Source organism: Marinimicrobium sp. ARAG 43.8 (genome assembly GCF_050113635.1).
GTDB lineage: Bacteria > Pseudomonadota > Gammaproteobacteria > Pseudomonadales > Cellvibrionaceae > Marinimicrobium.
Genome location: NZ_JBNJLT010000002.1, coordinates 141832 through 157615, shown reverse-complemented (window position 1 = coordinate 157615; position 15784 = coordinate 141832). Strand labels below are relative to the sequence as shown.

Sequence of the window (15784 nt, the reverse complement as noted above, 5' to 3'; positions counted from 1 at the left end):
ATGCCCGTCTACGATTACAAATGCACCGACCATGGGCTTTTCAATCAATTGGCGACCTTTGAGCAAAGTGCACAGCCGTGCGCCTGCCCACAGTGCGGTCAGTTGTCCGCCCGGGTGATTGTTCTGCCACCGGAGTTGAGGGGGCTGCAGGCGCACGATCGTCAGGCCATGGAACGCAACGAACGCAGCCGCCACGAGCCGGTGTTCTCCACGCCGCAGGAGCGGGTGGAACGGCGGGCACGCCACGAGCATAAGCATGGTAAAGGCTGCTGCGGTGAGACTCGGCGTTCCGCCCTGATGTACACCGCCGATGGCAAAAAGATGTTTCCCGGCATGCGCCCATGGATGATCAGTCACTGACATCAAACAATTAAACTGTCGATAATAACCATTAAACCGAAACCGGCCATCAGGGAAAAGGTGGCCGCGTTTTCGTGTCCGTCCTTGTGGGTTTCGGGGATGATTTCATTGCTGATGATAAACAGCATAGCACCGGCGGCACCGCCGAGAATCCACGGCAGCAAGGGCACGGCAACGGACACCAGCGCGGCGCCAAATAACCCTCCCATGGGCTCTACCAGTCCCGTCAGCACGGCGACGAGAAACGCTGTGCGCTTGCGATAGCCAATGCTGAAAATCGATACGGCAATCGCCAGCCCCTCGGGGATGTTCTGTATAAAAATGCCGAGCGCCAAGGGTATACCGTTGCCGAGGTTGCCCTCCGCAAAGCCAACCCCCACGGCCATTCCCTCCGGAAAATTGTGCAGTGTGATGGCGATGACAAACAGCGAAATCCCGCTCGCGCGTCTCACCTCCCAGTCTTCCCCGGCTTTGAGGAAGTTTTCATGGGGCGTGAAATGATGGATGAGCGCCAGCATAATCGCCCCGAGCAGCATGCCGGCGACGACAATGGTGGAAGACTCGGACAGGGAGTACCCAACGCTTTGCGCCTGTTCAATGCCGGGAATCAATAACGAAAAAATCGCAGCGGCCAGCATCACCCCTGCCGCCGATGCCAGCAGCATATCCTGGGAACGATGAGTGAGCCGACGTACAAACAGGATACCTGCGGCCCCGAGTGTTGTGCCGAGACTGGCGATCAGGCTTGCCATAAAACCCAGAAGAATGACGGGGTGACTACTTTCCATCCAGAGAACTCTTTTTTATGTGCGGTACGGAGCGATAACGTAGCGCGATGACTTTCGGATCATTGGCACTGGTTGCCAAACAATGCTGACTCACCCAGTATAGGGGCTAACACCGGGTAATACGCAAGATTCTGCACCGGGTAAAATGCGGGGTCCTAAAGTCAGCGCGTGCGCGCCTGTTGAGCAGACCCATTGGATTTTCGGGAGGAGTGAATTCTATGAGCCAGGATCATCGTCGCCGCTATTCAGCCCCTGTCGTGGACGGGCTGGGTAAATCCGCCAGTCGCGCTATGCTGCGCGCAACCGGTTTTACGGATGAGGACTTCAGCAAACCCCAGGTGGGCGTGGCCTCCACGTGGAGCAATCTCACCCCCTGCAATATGCACATTGATGGGCTGGCCAGAGAGGCCGCAGCGGGCGCGGATGGTGCCGGAGGGAAAAGCCTGATTTTCAACACCATTACCGTCTCCGATGGCATTGCCAACGGTACCGAGGGAATGAAATATTCGCTGGTTTCCCGCGAAGTGATCGCCGACTCGATTGAAACGGTGGCGGGCTGTGAAGGGTTTGATGGTCTCGTGGCCATTGGTGGCTGCGACAAGAATATGCCCGGCTGTATGATGGGGCTGGCGCGCCTGAATCGTCCCTCGGTTTTCGTGTACGGCGGTACCATCAAGCCCGGTGAGGGGCACACGGATATTGTGTCTGTGTTCGAGGCGGTCGGGGCCTACGCGAAGGGCGATAAATCCCTGATTGAGGTCAAGCACATCGAAGAAACCGCCATTCCTGGTCCGGGTTCCTGTGGCGGCATGTATACCGCTAACACCATGGCCTCGGCGATTGAAGCCATAGGCATGAGTTTGCCCGGCAGTTCCGCGCAGAATGCCGAAGACAATGACAAGCTGGCTGATTGCCGTGCGGCCGGCGCGGCGGTGCTCACGCTGCTGGAAAAAGATCTCAAGCCCAGCGATATCATGACCCGTGAAGCGTTCGAGAATGCCATTACGGTAGTCATTGCACTGGGTGGCTCCACGAACGCTGTCCTTCACCTGCTGGCACTGGCGCATACGGTGGGTGTCCCGCTGTCTCTGGATGACTTCACCCGCATTGGCCAGCGCGTGCCGGTACTGGCTGACCTCCGGCCGAGCGGGCACTACATGATGAGTGAACTGGTCGCCATCGGCGGTATACAACCTCTGATGAAAGTCCTGCTGGAAGCCGGGTTGCTGCACGGTGATTGTCTGACGGTCACTGGGCAGACACTGGCGGAAAATCTGGCAGAAGTAGCGCCATACCCAAACGATCAGACCATTGTTCATGCGCTGGATAACCCGGTCAAAAAAGACAGTCACTTGCGGATCTTGTACGGCAACCTGGCGCCCGAAGGCGCGGTGGCCAAAATCACTGGCAAGGAAGGCACCTGGTTTTCCGGCACAGCCCGGGTGTTTGCCTCCGAGGAAGCGGCCACCGCCGGCATTATGGAAGGCCAGGTAGTGGCTGGTGATGTGGTGGTTATTCGGTATGAAGGGCCAAAAGGCGGACCAGGCATGCGCGAAATGCTGACCCCGACCTCCGCCATCATGGGTAAAGGGCTGGGCGATGCCGTGGCGTTGATCACCGACGGGCGCTTCTCCGGTGGCAGCCACGGTTTCGTGGTCGGTCACGTGACCCCCGAAGCCCAGGAGGGTGGCCCCCTCGCGCTGGTGGAAGATGGCGATGAAATCGTGATCGACGCCGAGGCGGACTCCATCATTTTGAAAGTGGACGAAACGGAGCTGCAGAAACGCCGCCAGCAGTGGCAGGCACCCGCACCGCGTTATCAGCGCGGTGTGCTGGCCAAATACGCCAAGGTCGTCAGTTCGGCGTCCGAAGGTGCGGTGACGGACCGGTAGCTGAGCGCGTGTAAAAAACGGGTCCTAGCTCGCGGTTGAGCCCCGAGGCGCAATCATGGTCTCAATCACTTGCTCTGCCAGTGTATTGATCGTGTGAAAACGGGCGGGCTGGGCCAGCATTGCCTCGGCGGACTGCACAAATGCCGAGCCATCGAGTTCATCGCCACAGTGTGCAATCAGTGCGGCGGCGGTCTCCGGCGTGGTTTCCAGGTGACACTGAAACCCCAGCACCGTCTCGCCGACACTGAAAATCTGATGTTTGCAGGCCTCACTGCTGGCGAGCAATGTGGCACCGACGGGTAATTCAAACGTATCGCCGTGCCAGTGAAACGCCGGGAAGCGCTCGGGTAACAGGGCCGCCAATGGGGACGAGTCTGCGCCCGGTTGGCGAATCACATCAAACCAGCCGATCTCCCGGTGCGCACCGCGCTTAACACTTGCTCCCAACACCGAGGCAATCAACTGCGCCCCGAGACAAACACCAATTACCGTTTTCCCGGCCTCAATCGCCTCTTTAATGGCCGCTTTCTCCGTTTTCAGCCACGGATATCGGTCTTCCTCATCGATATTCATCGGGCCGCCCATAACCACCAGCGCATCGTACTGATCGGGTGATGGCGTAGCGCGCTCTTGATACCAGTGCGTCTGCGTCACCGGCCACTGACGGCGCTCAAACAGATCGCCAAAGCAGCCCAGCCCCTCAAACGGCACATGGTGAAAACTGTGAATACGAGGCATTGCGACAATCTCCTCTGGTACAAATCAGCCCCGATTTTATAACCGCTGAGAAAAGCCGCAAAGCCCTGTTTATCAGGACTCGATGCTGAGACGGCGTCAGGAGGCCATGCCCCTTGGAGACCGTCACCGGCCTGGACGGCCGGTGCAGAGCGTACAGGGACGTATTCACAGCGTGTCTCCAAGGGGCATGGCCTCCTGACGCCCCCTCTACGAAGCCACCTCAACAAACGTTCCCTCAAGGCGCTCTACCAGGTCAAGGTGGGAGAGAAAGAGCAAATTCGTGTATACTCCGCGCACAGTTTGTACAACAGGTGACCATTTTGATTGGAAAGTTCCTAAAAAAGCTCTCCGGGGACAGCAAACCGGACAGCACCACAGACACCCGCAAAGAGCGCCCCCAACAAAATCGAACCCAGAAGCAGCGTAGCGGCCCTAACGGCGAAGGCAACAACCCTCGCGGTCACAAACCGCGCCGTGCCCAAAAACCCCGCGCTGGAACCGCCAGCAAAAAGGCGCAAAACACGCAGCAAGGTACGGAGCAAGGCACGAATCAGAACGGTCGCTCGAACCCGCCATCATCCTCGGGCAAGCGGCGTCGCCGTAACAACAATCGCCGCCGCAGCGGCCCTCAGAAGAGCCAACATCCCCCTATGGCCAAACAACCCTGGGACATCTCGCAGTTCCCCGTGCCCAAAGTCGAAGGCAAACTCCGCTTCCATGACTTCGGCCTGGAAAACGACCTGATGCACGCCATTGCCGATCTCGGCTTTGAGTACTGCTCCCCTATCCAGGCGCAATCCCTGCCGTTGGCACTGCAAGGCAAGGACGTGGTGGGCAAGGCACAAACCGGCACGGGCAAGACCGCAGCGTTTCTGACCGCCGTTATTGACGACCTGCTGAAACACCCGATTACCGAGCAGCGTTACGCGGGTGAAGCACGGGCTCTGGTGATCGCGCCGACTCGTGAGCTGGTCATGCAAATCGCCGATGATGCCAAAAGCCTGTGCAAATACACCGATCTGGAAATTCACACACTGGTCGGTGGGATGGACTACGGTAAACAGCAGCGCCGCTTACACGACAGCCTGGTCGACATCTTAGTGGCGACACCGGGCCGCCTGCTGGATTTCTGCCGTCAGAGGGATGTGTTCCTCGATCAACTGGAAATCCTGGTGATCGACGAAGCGGACCGCATGCTGGATATGGGGTTCATCCCTCAGGTTCGGCAAATCGTGCGGCAGACCCCCAAACGGGAAGACCGCCAGACGCTGTTTTTCTCCGCCACCTTTACCGAGGAAGTGCAGCGGTTGGTGGAGCAGTGGACTCACGAACCCACCACCATTGAAATTCAGCCCGACAGCGTGGCAACCGACACGGTCACCCAGCATGTGTATCTGGCGGCGACCGACGAAAAATACCCCATGCTCTACAACCTGATTCAGCAGGATGACGTGGAGAGCTTGATTGTGTTCGCCAACCGGCGCGATGAGTGTCGGGACCTGCACGATAAGCTCAAGCGGCACGACATCAGCGCAGGTTTGTTGTCCGGGGAAATTCCCCAGAACAAGCGGGTGCGTACGCTGAATGATTTTAAAGAAGGAACGTTGAAGGTACTGGTGGCGACGGATGTAGCCGGGCGTGGTATTCACATCAGTGGCATCAGCCATGTGGTGAATTTCACCTTACCTGAAGAGCCCGAGGACTATGTGCACCGCATCGGTCGCACGGGTCGGGCCGGTAAAAGCGGCACGTCCATCAGTTTCGCCTGTGAGGATGATGCGCTCCGTTTGCAGCCGATTGAAGAGCTGTTGGGCGAACCGATCAAATGCGAACAGCCCCCGGAGTCTCTGTTAGTAGAAACACCGCCGATGAAACCCGGCGCACCCCGTCGTCGCTCCGGTGGAGGAGGCGGCCGCTCCGGGAGTGGTAACCGCAACGGTGGTCGTCGTCGGCCTCGTAGTTAGATAGAACTGTTACGCCTCTAGAGAGTAGCCAGCCCGGAGGGGGAGCCGCTTTCTCTGTGAGTGATAATACACTCAAAATCAGGTGGCCAGAATCACTATGCCGCTACAAGGTCTTGGCGGGCCTGAGAGCCCGCCAACGCTAGAATGGCTTAATGACCGCCAGCACGATCGCCCCGGTAATCAGGCTTAGCGCGAGTAGGGCAAAGAGATTTCTGTGCAGTTCGGCGGGCGCCTTCATAGCCCCGAAGCCTGAGCCAATATAACCCCCAATTAATATCAGCTTGACCAGTAACCAATGAGCGTCAAGCGGAGACAACCGGTAAATGCTGGCTAAGGTAATGCCCGAAGCCAGCAGCAAGGTATCGATAATATGGGGCGCGATTTTCACGGCGCGTGCCTGCATAAAGCCCGCACCCAACTGTCGCCCTAGAAAGCGTACCAGAAAGAAGCTGATGGATATAAACACCAAGCTGACGTGCAGGTGCTTTAACAATACAACATCAATCATTATCGTAGAACCTGTTAACCTATATTTAGCAAACGCACCATTTCCGGTGCTTTTTTTCCTGGCAGCAAGTCGGCGAGAGTATACTGGTCCAAAACCTTGAAAAAGGCGTTGAGTGCTTCGGCCAAGACCAGTTTAAGCTGACAGGCGGGCGTGATAACACAGCCCCCACCGGTATCGAAGCATTCCACTAACGCAAAATCCTGTTCAGTATCCCTCACCAAAGCGCCAATGTTGATGGACTCCGGCGGTCCCGACAGCCGAACTCCGCCATTCTTTCCCCGAATCGCGGTTAAATAGCCCTTGCTATTAAGCTCTTGGACCACTTTCATAAGATGGTTCTTGGAGATGCCGTAGCTATCCGCGATTTCCCGAATGGTGGATAACTCTTCACCTTTTAACGCGACATACATGAGAACGCGTAAGGAGTAGTCGGTATAGCGAGTGATGCGCATGTGCTTACCTTGAGGTGTCGTTGTTGTTATCCAGTACGGCCATCGGCTCGAGGCTGGCTGAGTATGGGCCAGTAAAGTACCACAAACAGGCTGAAAGCCAGAACCCAGGCGATGGCCGCCAGGGTCACGCTGATGCGGTAGTCGAACCACTGCAGTGCAGCGCCTGTGCGCAACACTGTGGCGGCGATCAAGGCCAGATAAGTCAGCAGCCCAAACCGAACTAGTTTGAGGGGGCGCCCGGTGTGGCCAACGGCGACGCGAGTCATAACCCCCAGGATCAGTAGGCCAATGCCGCCTAGGCCCAAAGTGTGCTGCCATACGCTGTCAGAGATGCTGCTGGCAAAAATGCCCAGGCCGCGAATTAGCAGCGCTAGAACAATAAACAGATAAGCGACGTGCAACACCCACAGCAGAGGCTCGCGCGCCGCGCTCCAGCTGGACCATTGTAAAAGGCGCACGCCATTGATGCCTGCCGCTAACAACGCACTCGCGCCGATTAAAGCACTGGGTGCAAGAAAAACATCCAGTGGAATCAACAGTGCTACGCTGAACATGGCCAGCTTGTCGGTCATGGCAGAACGAGTGACCCGCTCGGGGTCTTTGCCTTGAGCGCTCAGCCAGTTAGCGGTAAATGCTGGAGTGATTCGACCGGCGATCACCACCATCATCAAAATGATCAGGTTGAATCCCAGTTGTTCACCCATATTGAGCATCTGGGTAGAGCCCTTCAAAAAGCCCCAGTGCATCAGAACATTACCCAGGGTCATAAGCGCCAGTACCGCGATCAGAATCAGGTTGCGTTTGTTCCCGTGCTTCAGGAGCACACGCGCCATATAGATACCCACTATGGGTAGAAATGCCAAGTCTACGGCAGCTACCCATGTGCCCGGCAACCAACTTGCCATCCACATGACCGCCCGCCCCGCCAACCAGAGCAATACCAACGATAGCAGTTTTCCGCCTGCCAGCGGCTTGGCTCCGGTCCAGTTGGTCACCGCTGTGAGAAGAAAGCCGGCGATAGCGGCGGGCACCAGGCCATACAACATTTCGTGGCTGTGCCACTTCATGGGCGACCAGCCTAGCGGCAAGGCCCAGTCGCCGAATAAAAAACCCATCCACCCCAGCACCACGAGGGTGGCATAGGCTCCGGTAAGCAGAAAGAATGGCCGAAAGCCATAGGCTAACAAAATGGGAGGCTGTGCGTTGGACATTAGTGAACTCCTCGTGGGCTGGGTCGCGTCAATAGAAAACTGGCGACGGCCAGAAACAGGATAGCTGTGAAAATTAATACGCCGGGAGCGCTTTGCCATAACCAGAGCGTCAGCCAGCTGCTAATAAGTAGTGCCAAGGCAATGGCTTTGGCTCGCTTGGGGACGGCACGCTCGGTTCGCCATGCGTGCAGAGTCGGCCCGAAATGCGGATGGTTGTGCAGCCACCGTCCGAGCCGGGGGGAGCCTTTCGGCGCAGCCCAGGCGGCTATCAGCAAGAAAGGAGTGGTGGGTAATAATGGCAGCACGGTGCCAGCCGCCCCCAAGCCGATACAGCCCCAGGTCAGGCACTGCCAAGGGAGGTGGCGAAGGTGGGTGAGAAAGCGTAGGCGTGGACTGGGCATAGGTAGTACTCCCACCTTAAAAGATGGATTTATTTTACATCTTTAAAAAGCCGATGTAAACTTCGCCATAAGATTCATTTTAGATGTATCTTATTAAGTCGATAGGCCGAGCGAGTGGGGTACTGCCTGAGTCCCCGAGAGAAAAAACCAATGAGTATGTTAGAGCGAACGTTAAGTGAACTGGCCCGTGAGATACCGGGGGCCACGGCGGTATTTCACGGCTACCAGCTGGATTTTTGCTGTGGCGGAAAGCAAAGCCTGGCCAAGGCAGCTGAACGCAAAGGGGCGGACATTGACGCTTTGGTGCTGGCCCTGAAGGAGTCGGCGGCACGGCACACGACCAGCGTCGAGGGCTGGTACCAAGCGCCGGATGCCGATTTGATAGAACATATTTTGACACACTACCACGACGTCCACCGACAGCAGTTGTCCGAACTGATTCGGCTCAGTCAGCGAGTGGAGCTGGTGCACGGGGGGCGCCCCGATTGCCCCGCCGGTCTGTCGGATCACTTGGAGCTCATGCACGCTGAACTCGAAGCGCACATGCGCAAAGAAGAACAGATTTTGTTTCCCATGATTACTCTGGGAGTCAAAGGCATGGCCCGGGGGCCAGTCGCGATGATGCGTCACGAGCACGATGATCACGGAGCTTCCGTTGATCGCATCAGTGAGTTGACCCAGGGCATTAACCTCCCCAAGGGAGCCTGCAATACCTGGCGAGCACTTTACCTGGGATTGGCGGTGCTGGAAACAGACTTAAAGGAGCACATCCACCTGGAGAACAACATTCTCTTTGAACGGATTGACTCCGACCAAAACCACAACCTTGAAAGAGGAACAAACCATGGGTGAGTACCGCAAATTATGGTGGACCTTAATTGGTATTCTGGGCTTTACCTTTGCACTGTTAGGCTACTTTGGCGTTGAAGTTTATCGTAAGGCGCCACCGATCCCTGACCGAGTGATCACCGAAGACGGTCAGCCATTAATGACCAATGAAAGCATTCTTGATGGACAGACTGCTTGGCAATCGGTTGGAGGCATGCAGCTGGGCTCGATCTGGGGGCATGGTGCGTATCAGGCGCCTGATTGGACGGCCGACTGGTTACATCGCGAGCTGAATGCCTGGTTGGAACTGGCGGCGCAGGAAGAATACGGCTTCCCCTATGCCGAGCTCATTGGGCGCGAGCAGAATGCTTTGCAGTACGAACTGAAAACGGCCTACCGGACCAACACCTATGATGCCGGCACCGATACCCTGGTATTGACGGGCCGACGTGCTCAAGCTATTGCCCAAACCGCCGATTACTACAGCCGACTGTTTAGCGACGCCCCTGAACTGCAGGGCACCCGTCAAAGCTATGCGATGAAGGAGAATACCCTGCCTAGCGCTGAGCGGCGCGAGCAAATGACCCACTTCTTCTTCTGGACGGCCTGGGCGGCCGCGACCGAGCGTTACGAAGGGACGGCCACCTACACCAACAACTGGCCTCACGAACCGCTGATCGACAACAAGCCGACGGCGGAGAATGTAGTCTGGTCCATCATTAGTGTGGTGCTTTTGGTGGCTGGCATCGGCGCCCTGGTGTGGGGCTGGGCCTTTTTGCGTAAGCACGATGAGGAAGAGCCAGCATCCCCTGCGAGAGACCCCATTACCACGCTCGAGTTAACGCCTTCTCAGCGGGCGCTGGGCAAATATCTGTTCGTGGTAGTAGCGCTGTTCACTTTTCAGGTGTTTCTCGGCGGCTTTACGGCGCATTACACCATTGAAGGCCAGGGCTTTTACGGGCTCGATACTTCTAAATGGTTCCCGTACACGCTGGCGCGCACCTGGCACTTGCAGGCGGCTATGTTCTGGATTGCCACTGGATTTCTGGCGGCCGGCCTGTTCCTCGCTCCAATCATTAATGGCGGTAAAGACCCCAAGTACCAGAAGCTGGGTGTCGATATTTTGTTTTGGGCGTTAATTCTGGTGGTGGTCGGTTCGTTCGCGGGCAACTTCTTCGCCATCGCTCAAATCATGCCGGCTAACTGGAGCTTCTGGTTGGGCCACCAAGGTTATGAATACGTTGATTTGGGGCGCCTCTGGCAAATCGCCAAATTCCTTGGCATTGTCTTCTGGCTGGTACTGATGTTGCGGGGCATTGTTTCGGCGTTGCGTCAGCCTGGCGACAAGAACCTTTTGGCTCTGCTAACGGCGTCCGTGGTTGCCATCGGTTTATTCTACGGTGCTGGCTTGTTCTACGGTGAGCGCACTCACATTTCCATCATGGAGTACTGGCGCTGGTGGGTAGTGCATCTTTGGGTGGAAGGTTTCTTTGAAGTGTTCGCAACGGCCGCTCTGGCATTCATCTTTTGTAGCATGGGGCTGGTGTCGCGCAAAATGGCCACAGCGGCTACGCTGGCATCGGCGTCGCTTTTCATGCTGGGCGGTGTGCCAGGGACTTTCCACCATTTGTATTTCTCTGGCACCACCACGCCGGTGATGGCCATCGGTGCTACCTTCAGCGCTTTGGAAGTTGTGCCGTTGATCGTACTGGGTTACGAGGCATGGGAAAACTGGCGCTTACAGCACAAAGCGGCCTGGATGCAGCGCATTAAATGGCCGTTGTTGTTCTTTGTTGCTGTCGCTTTCTGGAATATGTTGGGCGCGGGGGTGCTTGGTTTTATGATCAACCCGCCGATCTCGCTCTACTATGTCCAGGGCTTGAACACCACACCGACTCATGCCCACGGTGCACTCTTCGGCGTCTATGGCTTCCTGGCGTTGGGTTTTGTACTACTGATCCTGCGTTATATCCGGCCGCAAATGTTGTTCGACGAAAAACTGATGAAGGTGGCTTTCTGGTGGATGAACATCGGGTTGGCGCTCATGCTGTTTACCAGTCTGCTGCCAGTCGGTATTATCCAGTTTGTCGCCAGCGCCTCGGAAGGGCTGTGGTATGCCCGCAGTGAAACCTTTATGCAGCAGCCGATATTGCAGGGCTTGCGTTGGGTGCGCACGTTCGGCGACGTTGTCTTCATTATCGGCGCTCTGGCAGTGACTTGGCAGGTGGTTAAAGGGTTATATTTCCCCGATGCACCTGTCCTGGCTTCGGGGACTCTTGGCAAAGGGGCGGCAGTTGAGCCGGCTTACACCGAGTCGGACCAAGCCATGGCAGATGCCCACCAAGGCGAAGGTATGTGCTGCGGAAGCTGTGGAGGTAAACAATAAACCAAGACAAAAAGCGGGCTTTAAGCCCGCTTTTTACCTACAGTGGGAGTAATTAATCTATGACTAATGCCCAACAACGCATTGAGGCGATTTTCGAGCAAGTCATAAAGCGAAATCCGGGCGAGCCGGAGTTTCACCAGGCCGTGCGGGAGGTGATCGATACCCTGGCCCCGGTATTGGAAAAGCACCCAAGTTATGCCGAGCAGAAAATTATCGAGCGCATTTGCGAACCCGAACGGCAAATTATTTTTCGCGTTCCCTGGCAGGATGATAACGGTGAGGTTCACATAAACCGGGGTTTTCGCGTTGGCTTTAACAGCGCACTGGGGCCCTACAAGGGCGGTTTGCGTTTTCATCCCAGCGTTATGTTGGGTACCATTAAGTTTCTGGCGTTTGAGCAGACCTTCAAAAACGCTCTGACGGGCTTGCCCATCGGGAGTGGTAAAGGCGGCTCGGATTTTGACCCCAAGGGCAAGTCCGACAGTGAAGTCATGCGGTTTTGTCAGAGCTTTATGACCGAACTTTACCGTCATATCGGTGAGCTTACGGATGTGCCGGCCGGAGACATGGGCGTGGGTGCACGCGAAATAGGCTATCTGTTTGGCCAATACAAGAGAATTACCAACCGATACGAATCCGGCATCCTGACGGGCAAGAGCCCTTCATGGGGGGGCGCGCTGGTGCGTAAAGAAGCCACCGGCTACGGAGCGGTATTTTTTGCCGAAGAAATGTTGAAAATAAAAGGCCGGGACCTAGAGGGAGCGAAGTGTCTTGTTTCTGGTTCAGGTAATGTCGCGATTTATGCAATGGAAAAGCTGCAATCTCTGGGAGCCAAGGTGGTGGCCTGCTCGGACTCCGCAGGTTTTATTTACGATAAAACGGGCATTGATCTGAATACCGTCAAACAGGTTAAAGAAGTCGAGCGTCAGCGAATCAAGAATTATGTCAATGAACATCCCGATGCCGAATACCATGAAAACGACAATATTTGGGACATCCCTTGTGACTTGGCTTTGCCTTGCGCCACCCAAAACGAACTGGACGAGAATTCAGCGCGCACTTTGATCAATAACGGCTGTATGGCGGTTAGTGAGGGGGCCAATATGCCTTGCACCCCTGAAGCCGTCCGGCTGTTTCTGGACAGTGACGTCGCCTATGGCCCAGGTAAAGCGGCCAATGCCGGTGGCGTAGCCACCTCTGCTTTGGAAATGCAGCAAAACGCCAGCCGGGATTCCTGGAGCTTCGAGCATACAGAGAAACGCTTGAAGGAAATTATGACCAATATCCACAATGACTGCTATAACACCGCCGAAGAGTTCGGCTATAAGGGCAACTACATGGTGGGTGCCAACATCGCCAGCTTTCGCCGGGTTGCTGAAGCCATGCTGGCATTTGGTGTTATCTAAGACGAGGACTCGAAGCCATAGCGCTATGGTTTCGAGCTCGACTGGGTTTTTCCTCTAAGCGGACTTTGTACGTACTGCCGCCACCGAACACTGTGTAGTGGCATAGTGATTCCGGCCACCTGATTTTGAGTGTATTATCACTCACAGTGAAAGCGGCTTGCGACGCCATGGGAGTCGGCAAGTCTACCATGGCGTATTGCGTACGCAGGCTTCGGACTGAGCGTTCAGGCAAGGCCCCACAGAAAGGTGAGGCGCTAACCCCGGAGCAGCGTGAGATTCAGGATCTCAAGCGTAAGCTATGGCGGGTGGAGGAAGAGAAGGAAATACTAAAAAAGGCTATAGCTCTCTTGATGGCGTACGAGAGCAGGCATACGCACTGATCGACCGGTTGAGAGAGCATGAACCTGTTGGGCTGGCGGCAACACTCCCAAGAGTAACGGGTTGCCAATGAAGCGACTCACAATCACTCACTCTCTCTGCGCTGGCGGAGCCGCAGCAAAGCACCAGCCCAGAACCCCAGCCCCCAGATTAACCCCGTCAAAGCTCCATACAAATGCGCATCCACGGCTACCGGCACCGGCAACAGCGGGTGCGAGGTGTCGTAGCCCGGCCATTGCTCCTGCACGATTTTGTACGTGACGACCATCAATGCCAAAGCGCTCATCCAAGGGGTTTGCCGACAGGTGATGATCACGCCCGCCACCAGTAGCCCGTGCAGGGCGCCGGACAGGCCGGCGTAGTAATCCAGGCTGGGACTGAAGGCCAGCAGTCCGCCGCCTACGCCCGCCAGGCAGGCGAGCAGTAGCAGGCTGTAGTGTTTTAACGGGATGTCCTGGAACAGAATCCAGCCACAGAGCATCAGCGCGCCGAGGTTCATGGCCAGGTGGTAGCGGCCATAGTGAATCCATTGGCCGGTAAACAGTCGCCAGTATTCGCCGTTGAGAATGGCTTCTCGATGGTATTCCAGCGCGGGTTCGGTGACGCTTTGCAGGGCGCCGAGAAGAATCATCAGCGCGCTCAGCCCCAGTGTGAACCAGAGGCTGGGCGTGAATTGAAGGAAAGGGGTGGGGCGGTTAATGGGCGCCCGCCTTTTTCAGTGCGGTGATGTACTCGTCCGCCATGCGGTGGTCCTGAATACCTTGAAGGAAGGTTTTGCCATCGGGGCCGGGTGCGTTCAGGTCGTGCCCGCGTTCGACGAAAAATGTTACAAAAGTGGCAAAATTTTCTTCCCGCATGCCGCGGTACGCTTTTTCCAGTAAGTGGTAGTCCTGATTCATCCCCTCTGGTGCGGGGTGCTGGAAAAAGCTTTGTATGCGTTCGTCATCGAAATGTTCGCCGATGACTTTTTTCTTGTCTTTACGTAATTCACTCATGGTAATGTCTCGTTAACCTTCCAGCTTGTTGCGCAAAATCTCGTTGACGGCTTGCGGGTTCGCTTGCCCTTTACTGGCTTTCATAATCTGACCGACAAAGAAGCCCAGCATTTTGGGCCGTTTGTCCGGATCGGCGCTGCGGTAATTATCCACCTGCGCCTGATTGTTGGCGATCACGTCGTCCACCATCTTTTCCAGGGCACCGGTGTCGGATACTTGTTTGAGGCCTCGTGCTTCGATAATGGCATCGGCGTCGCCTTCACCCTGCGTCATGGCTTCGAAAACGGTCTTGGCAATTTTGCTGGAAATCGTCCCGTCTTTCAGTCGGGTAATGAGCCCGGCCAGTTGTATGGGGGTGACCGGAGATTGTTCAATGCTCAGGTCTTGTTTGTTCAGGTAAGCAGCCAGGTCGGCCATGATCCAGTTGCCCGCGAGCTTGGGTTCGCCGCTGGCCTTGGCGGTGGCTTCAAAATAGTTGGCCGTGGCCCGGTCGCCTGCCAATTGGGCTGCATCGTATTCAGGCAGGCCATACGCACTGATAAACCGGTCGCGTCGAGCTTCCGGTAGCTCCGGCATATCTTTGCGCACAGCTTCGATGAACTTATCGTCAATCATCACCGGCAGCAGATCGGGGCAGGGGAAGTAGCGGTAGTCGTTGGAGTCTTCCTTGGTGCGCATGGAGCGGGCGGTTTTGGTATCGCCGTTGTACAGTCGTGTTTCCTGAACAATTTTCCCGCCGTCTTCGAGGACATCAATCTGGCGCTCGACTTCCAGGGCGATGGCTTCTTCCATAAACCGGAAGGAGTTAAGGTTTTTGGTTTCGGTGCGGGTGCCGAGCTGGTCTTCGCCTTTGAGGCGCACGGAGATGTTGACGTCGAAACGCATGGAGCCCTGGGACATGTCGCCGTCGCAGATTTCCAGTGAGGTGACAATGTTGTGCAGTTGTTTGGCAAAAGCGACGGCTTCTTCGGCGCTGCGCATATCCGGTTCTGTCACGACTTCAATCAGCGGGGTTCCGGCACGGTTGAGGTCGATGCCGCTCATGCCGTGGTAATCTTCGTGCAAGGATTTTCCGGCGTCTTCTTCGAGGTGCGCATGATGGATGCGTACGCGTTTGGTGCGTCCGCCTTCGAGCTGCAGGTCGATATGCCCCGGCCCTACGATGGGTTCGGCCAACTGGGTGGTCTGGTAGCCTTTGGGGAGGTCGGGGTAGAAGTAGTTTTTGCGCTCGAAGACGGAGCGTTTGCCGATCTCGGCATTAACGGCGAGGCCGAATTTGACGGCATTTTTGAAGGCTTGTTCGTTGGCCACGGGCAGGGTGCCGGGCATGGCCAGGTCGATGGCGCAGGCCTGGCTATTGGGTGTGGCACCAAATGCGGTGCTGGCGCCGGAGAATAATTTGGTTTGAGTTGAAAGTTGTACGTGAACTTCCAAGCCAATAACGGTTTCCCATTCCATCTCAAATAACCTTTAATTC

Annotated in this window: 15 protein-coding genes; 6 read left to right on the top strand and 9 right to left on the bottom strand. The window is 56.2% G+C overall.

Annotation, left to right across the window (positions count from 1 at the left end):
• Positions 1-360, top strand: a complete 360-nt coding sequence (locus ACQCLF_RS05930; RefSeq protein ID WP_426985385.1) for an FmdB family zinc ribbon protein — start codon at positions 1-3, stop codon at positions 358-360.
• 2 nt (positions 361-362) lie between these two features.
• Here the strand turns inward: ACQCLF_RS05930 and ACQCLF_RS05925 are convergent, their stop codons facing one another.
• Positions 363-1148, bottom strand: coding sequence for a ZIP family metal transporter (locus tag ACQCLF_RS05925; protein ID WP_426985384.1), 786 nt, complete (start codon positions 1146-1148; stop codon positions 363-365).
• A 218-nt stretch (positions 1149-1366) separates the two neighbouring features.
• On the opposite strand from ACQCLF_RS05925, the gene ilvD reads away from it, so the two are divergent.
• Complete coding sequence (gene ilvD, locus ACQCLF_RS05920) at positions 1367-3040, top strand: dihydroxy-acid dehydratase (protein ID WP_426985383.1); 1674 nt, start codon at positions 1367-1369, stop codon at positions 3038-3040.
• A 24-nt stretch (positions 3041-3064) separates the two neighbouring features.
• Here ilvD and ACQCLF_RS05915 read toward each other — a convergent pair whose 3' ends face one another.
• A complete protein-coding gene (locus tag ACQCLF_RS05915) occupies positions 3065-3778 on the bottom strand; it encodes a type 1 glutamine amidotransferase (protein WP_426985382.1) in 714 nt (237 codons plus the stop codon).
• A 320-nt stretch (positions 3779-4098) separates the two neighbouring features.
• Between ACQCLF_RS05915 and rhlB the strand changes: the two genes are divergently transcribed.
• Positions 4099-5742 carry an ATP-dependent RNA helicase RhlB gene (rhlB, locus tag ACQCLF_RS05910; protein WP_426985381.1) on the top strand — a complete coding sequence of 548 codons (1644 nt, stop codon included), beginning with the start codon at positions 4099-4101 and terminating at the stop codon, positions 5740-5742.
• Positions 5743-5881: 139 nt separating this feature from the next.
• Here the strand turns inward: rhlB and ACQCLF_RS05905 are convergent, their stop codons facing one another.
• The 4 genes from ACQCLF_RS05905 to ACQCLF_RS05890 are packed head-to-tail and all read right to left on the bottom strand — an operon-like array spanning position 5882 to position 8314.
• Complete coding sequence (locus ACQCLF_RS05905; protein ID WP_426985380.1) at positions 5882-6250, bottom strand: SirB2 family protein; 369 nt, start codon at positions 6248-6250, stop codon at positions 5882-5884.
• Between the two features lie 14 nt (positions 6251-6264).
• Positions 6265-6702, bottom strand: a complete 438-nt coding sequence (locus tag ACQCLF_RS05900; protein ID WP_426985379.1) for an RrF2 family transcriptional regulator — start codon at positions 6700-6702, stop codon at positions 6265-6267.
• Between the two features lie 26 nt (positions 6703-6728).
• Positions 6729-7913 (bottom strand): NnrS family protein, encoded by a 1185-nt coding sequence (locus ACQCLF_RS05895; protein WP_426985378.1) that lies wholly within the window; start codon positions 7911-7913, stop codon positions 6729-6731.
• Positions 7913-8314, bottom strand: coding sequence for a YbaN family protein (locus ACQCLF_RS05890; RefSeq protein ID WP_426985377.1), 402 nt, complete (start codon positions 8312-8314; stop codon positions 7913-7915). Before ACQCLF_RS05890 ends, ACQCLF_RS05895 begins: the two co-directional genes overlap by 1 nt.
• A gap of 150 nt (positions 8315-8464) precedes the next feature.
• Here ACQCLF_RS05890 and ytfE point away from each other — a divergent pair, with 150 nt between their 5' ends.
• The 3 genes from ytfE to gdhA are packed head-to-tail and all read left to right on the top strand — an operon-like array spanning position 8465 to position 12934.
• Entirely contained in the window at positions 8465-9166 is a 702-nt protein-coding gene (gene ytfE, locus ACQCLF_RS05885) for an iron-sulfur cluster repair protein YtfE (protein ID WP_426985376.1), read from the top strand.
• Entirely contained in the window at positions 9108-11528 is a 2421-nt protein-coding gene (locus tag ACQCLF_RS05880; RefSeq protein WP_426985375.1) for a nitric-oxide reductase large subunit, read from the top strand. The genes ytfE and ACQCLF_RS05880 overlap by 59 nt, the downstream gene beginning before the upstream one ends.
• A gap of 59 nt (positions 11529-11587) precedes the next feature.
• Positions 11588-12934, top strand: a complete 1347-nt coding sequence (gdhA, locus tag ACQCLF_RS05875) for an NADP-specific glutamate dehydrogenase (RefSeq protein WP_426985374.1) — start codon at positions 11588-11590, stop codon at positions 12932-12934.
• A gap of 463 nt (positions 12935-13397) precedes the next feature.
• Here the strand turns inward: gdhA and rrtA are convergent, their stop codons facing one another.
• The 3 genes from rrtA to gatB all read right to left on the bottom strand — a co-directional run bounded on the left by rrtA (position 13398) and on the right by gatB (position 15765).
• A complete protein-coding gene (gene rrtA, locus ACQCLF_RS05870; RefSeq protein ID WP_426985373.1) occupies positions 13398-13943 on the bottom strand; it encodes a rhombosortase in 546 nt (181 codons plus the stop codon).
• Positions 13944-14007: 64 nt separating this feature from the next.
• Positions 14008-14307 (bottom strand): PA4642 family protein, encoded by a 300-nt coding sequence (locus tag ACQCLF_RS05865; protein ID WP_426985372.1) that lies wholly within the window; start codon positions 14305-14307, stop codon positions 14008-14010.
• 12 nt (positions 14308-14319) lie between these two features.
• A complete protein-coding gene (gatB, locus tag ACQCLF_RS05860) occupies positions 14320-15765 on the bottom strand; it encodes an Asp-tRNA(Asn)/Glu-tRNA(Gln) amidotransferase subunit GatB (protein WP_426985371.1) in 1446 nt (481 codons plus the stop codon).
• Positions 15766-15784 lie beyond the last annotated feature (19 nt).

What these genes read in the sequence shown, in the direction of transcription:
- ACQCLF_RS05930 (WP_426985385.1), top strand. Translation starts at nt 1, where the DNA reads ATGCCCGTCTACGATTACAAATGCACCGACCATGGGCTTTTCAATCAA.
- ACQCLF_RS05925 (WP_426985384.1), bottom strand. Translation starts at nt 1,148, where the DNA reads ATGGAAAGTAGTCACCCCGTCATTCTTCTGGGTTTTATGGCAAGCCTG.
- ilvD (WP_426985383.1), top strand. Translation starts at nt 1,367, where the DNA reads ATGAGCCAGGATCATCGTCGCCGCTATTCAGCCCCTGTCGTGGACGGG.
- ACQCLF_RS05915 (WP_426985382.1), bottom strand. Translation starts at nt 3,778, where the DNA reads ATGCCTCGTATTCACAGTTTTCACCATGTGCCGTTTGAGGGGCTGGGC.
- ACQCLF_RS05905 (WP_426985380.1), bottom strand. Translation starts at nt 6,250, where the DNA reads ATGATTGATGTTGTATTGTTAAAGCACCTGCACGTCAGCTTGGTGTTT.
- ACQCLF_RS05900 (WP_426985379.1), bottom strand. Translation starts at nt 6,702, where the DNA reads ATGCGCATCACTCGCTATACCGACTACTCCTTACGCGTTCTCATGTAT.
- ACQCLF_RS05895 (WP_426985378.1), bottom strand. Translation starts at nt 7,913, where the DNA reads ATGTCCAACGCACAGCCTCCCATTTTGTTAGCCTATGGCTTTCGGCCA.
- ACQCLF_RS05890 (WP_426985377.1), bottom strand. Translation starts at nt 8,314, where the DNA reads ATGCCCAGTCCACGCCTACGCTTTCTCACCCACCTTCGCCACCTCCCT.
- ytfE (WP_426985376.1), top strand. Translation starts at nt 8,465, where the DNA reads ATGAGTATGTTAGAGCGAACGTTAAGTGAACTGGCCCGTGAGATACCG.
- gdhA (WP_426985374.1), top strand. Translation starts at nt 11,588, where the DNA reads ATGACTAATGCCCAACAACGCATTGAGGCGATTTTCGAGCAAGTCATA.
- rrtA (WP_426985373.1), bottom strand. Translation starts at nt 13,943, where the DNA reads ATGATTCTTCTCGGCGCCCTGCAAAGCGTCACCGAACCCGCGCTGGAA.
- ACQCLF_RS05865 (WP_426985372.1), bottom strand. Translation starts at nt 14,307, where the DNA reads ATGAGTGAATTACGTAAAGACAAGAAAAAAGTCATCGGCGAACATTTC.
- gatB (WP_426985371.1), bottom strand. Translation starts at nt 15,765, where the DNA reads ATGGAATGGGAAACCGTTATTGGCTTGGAAGTTCACGTACAACTTTCA.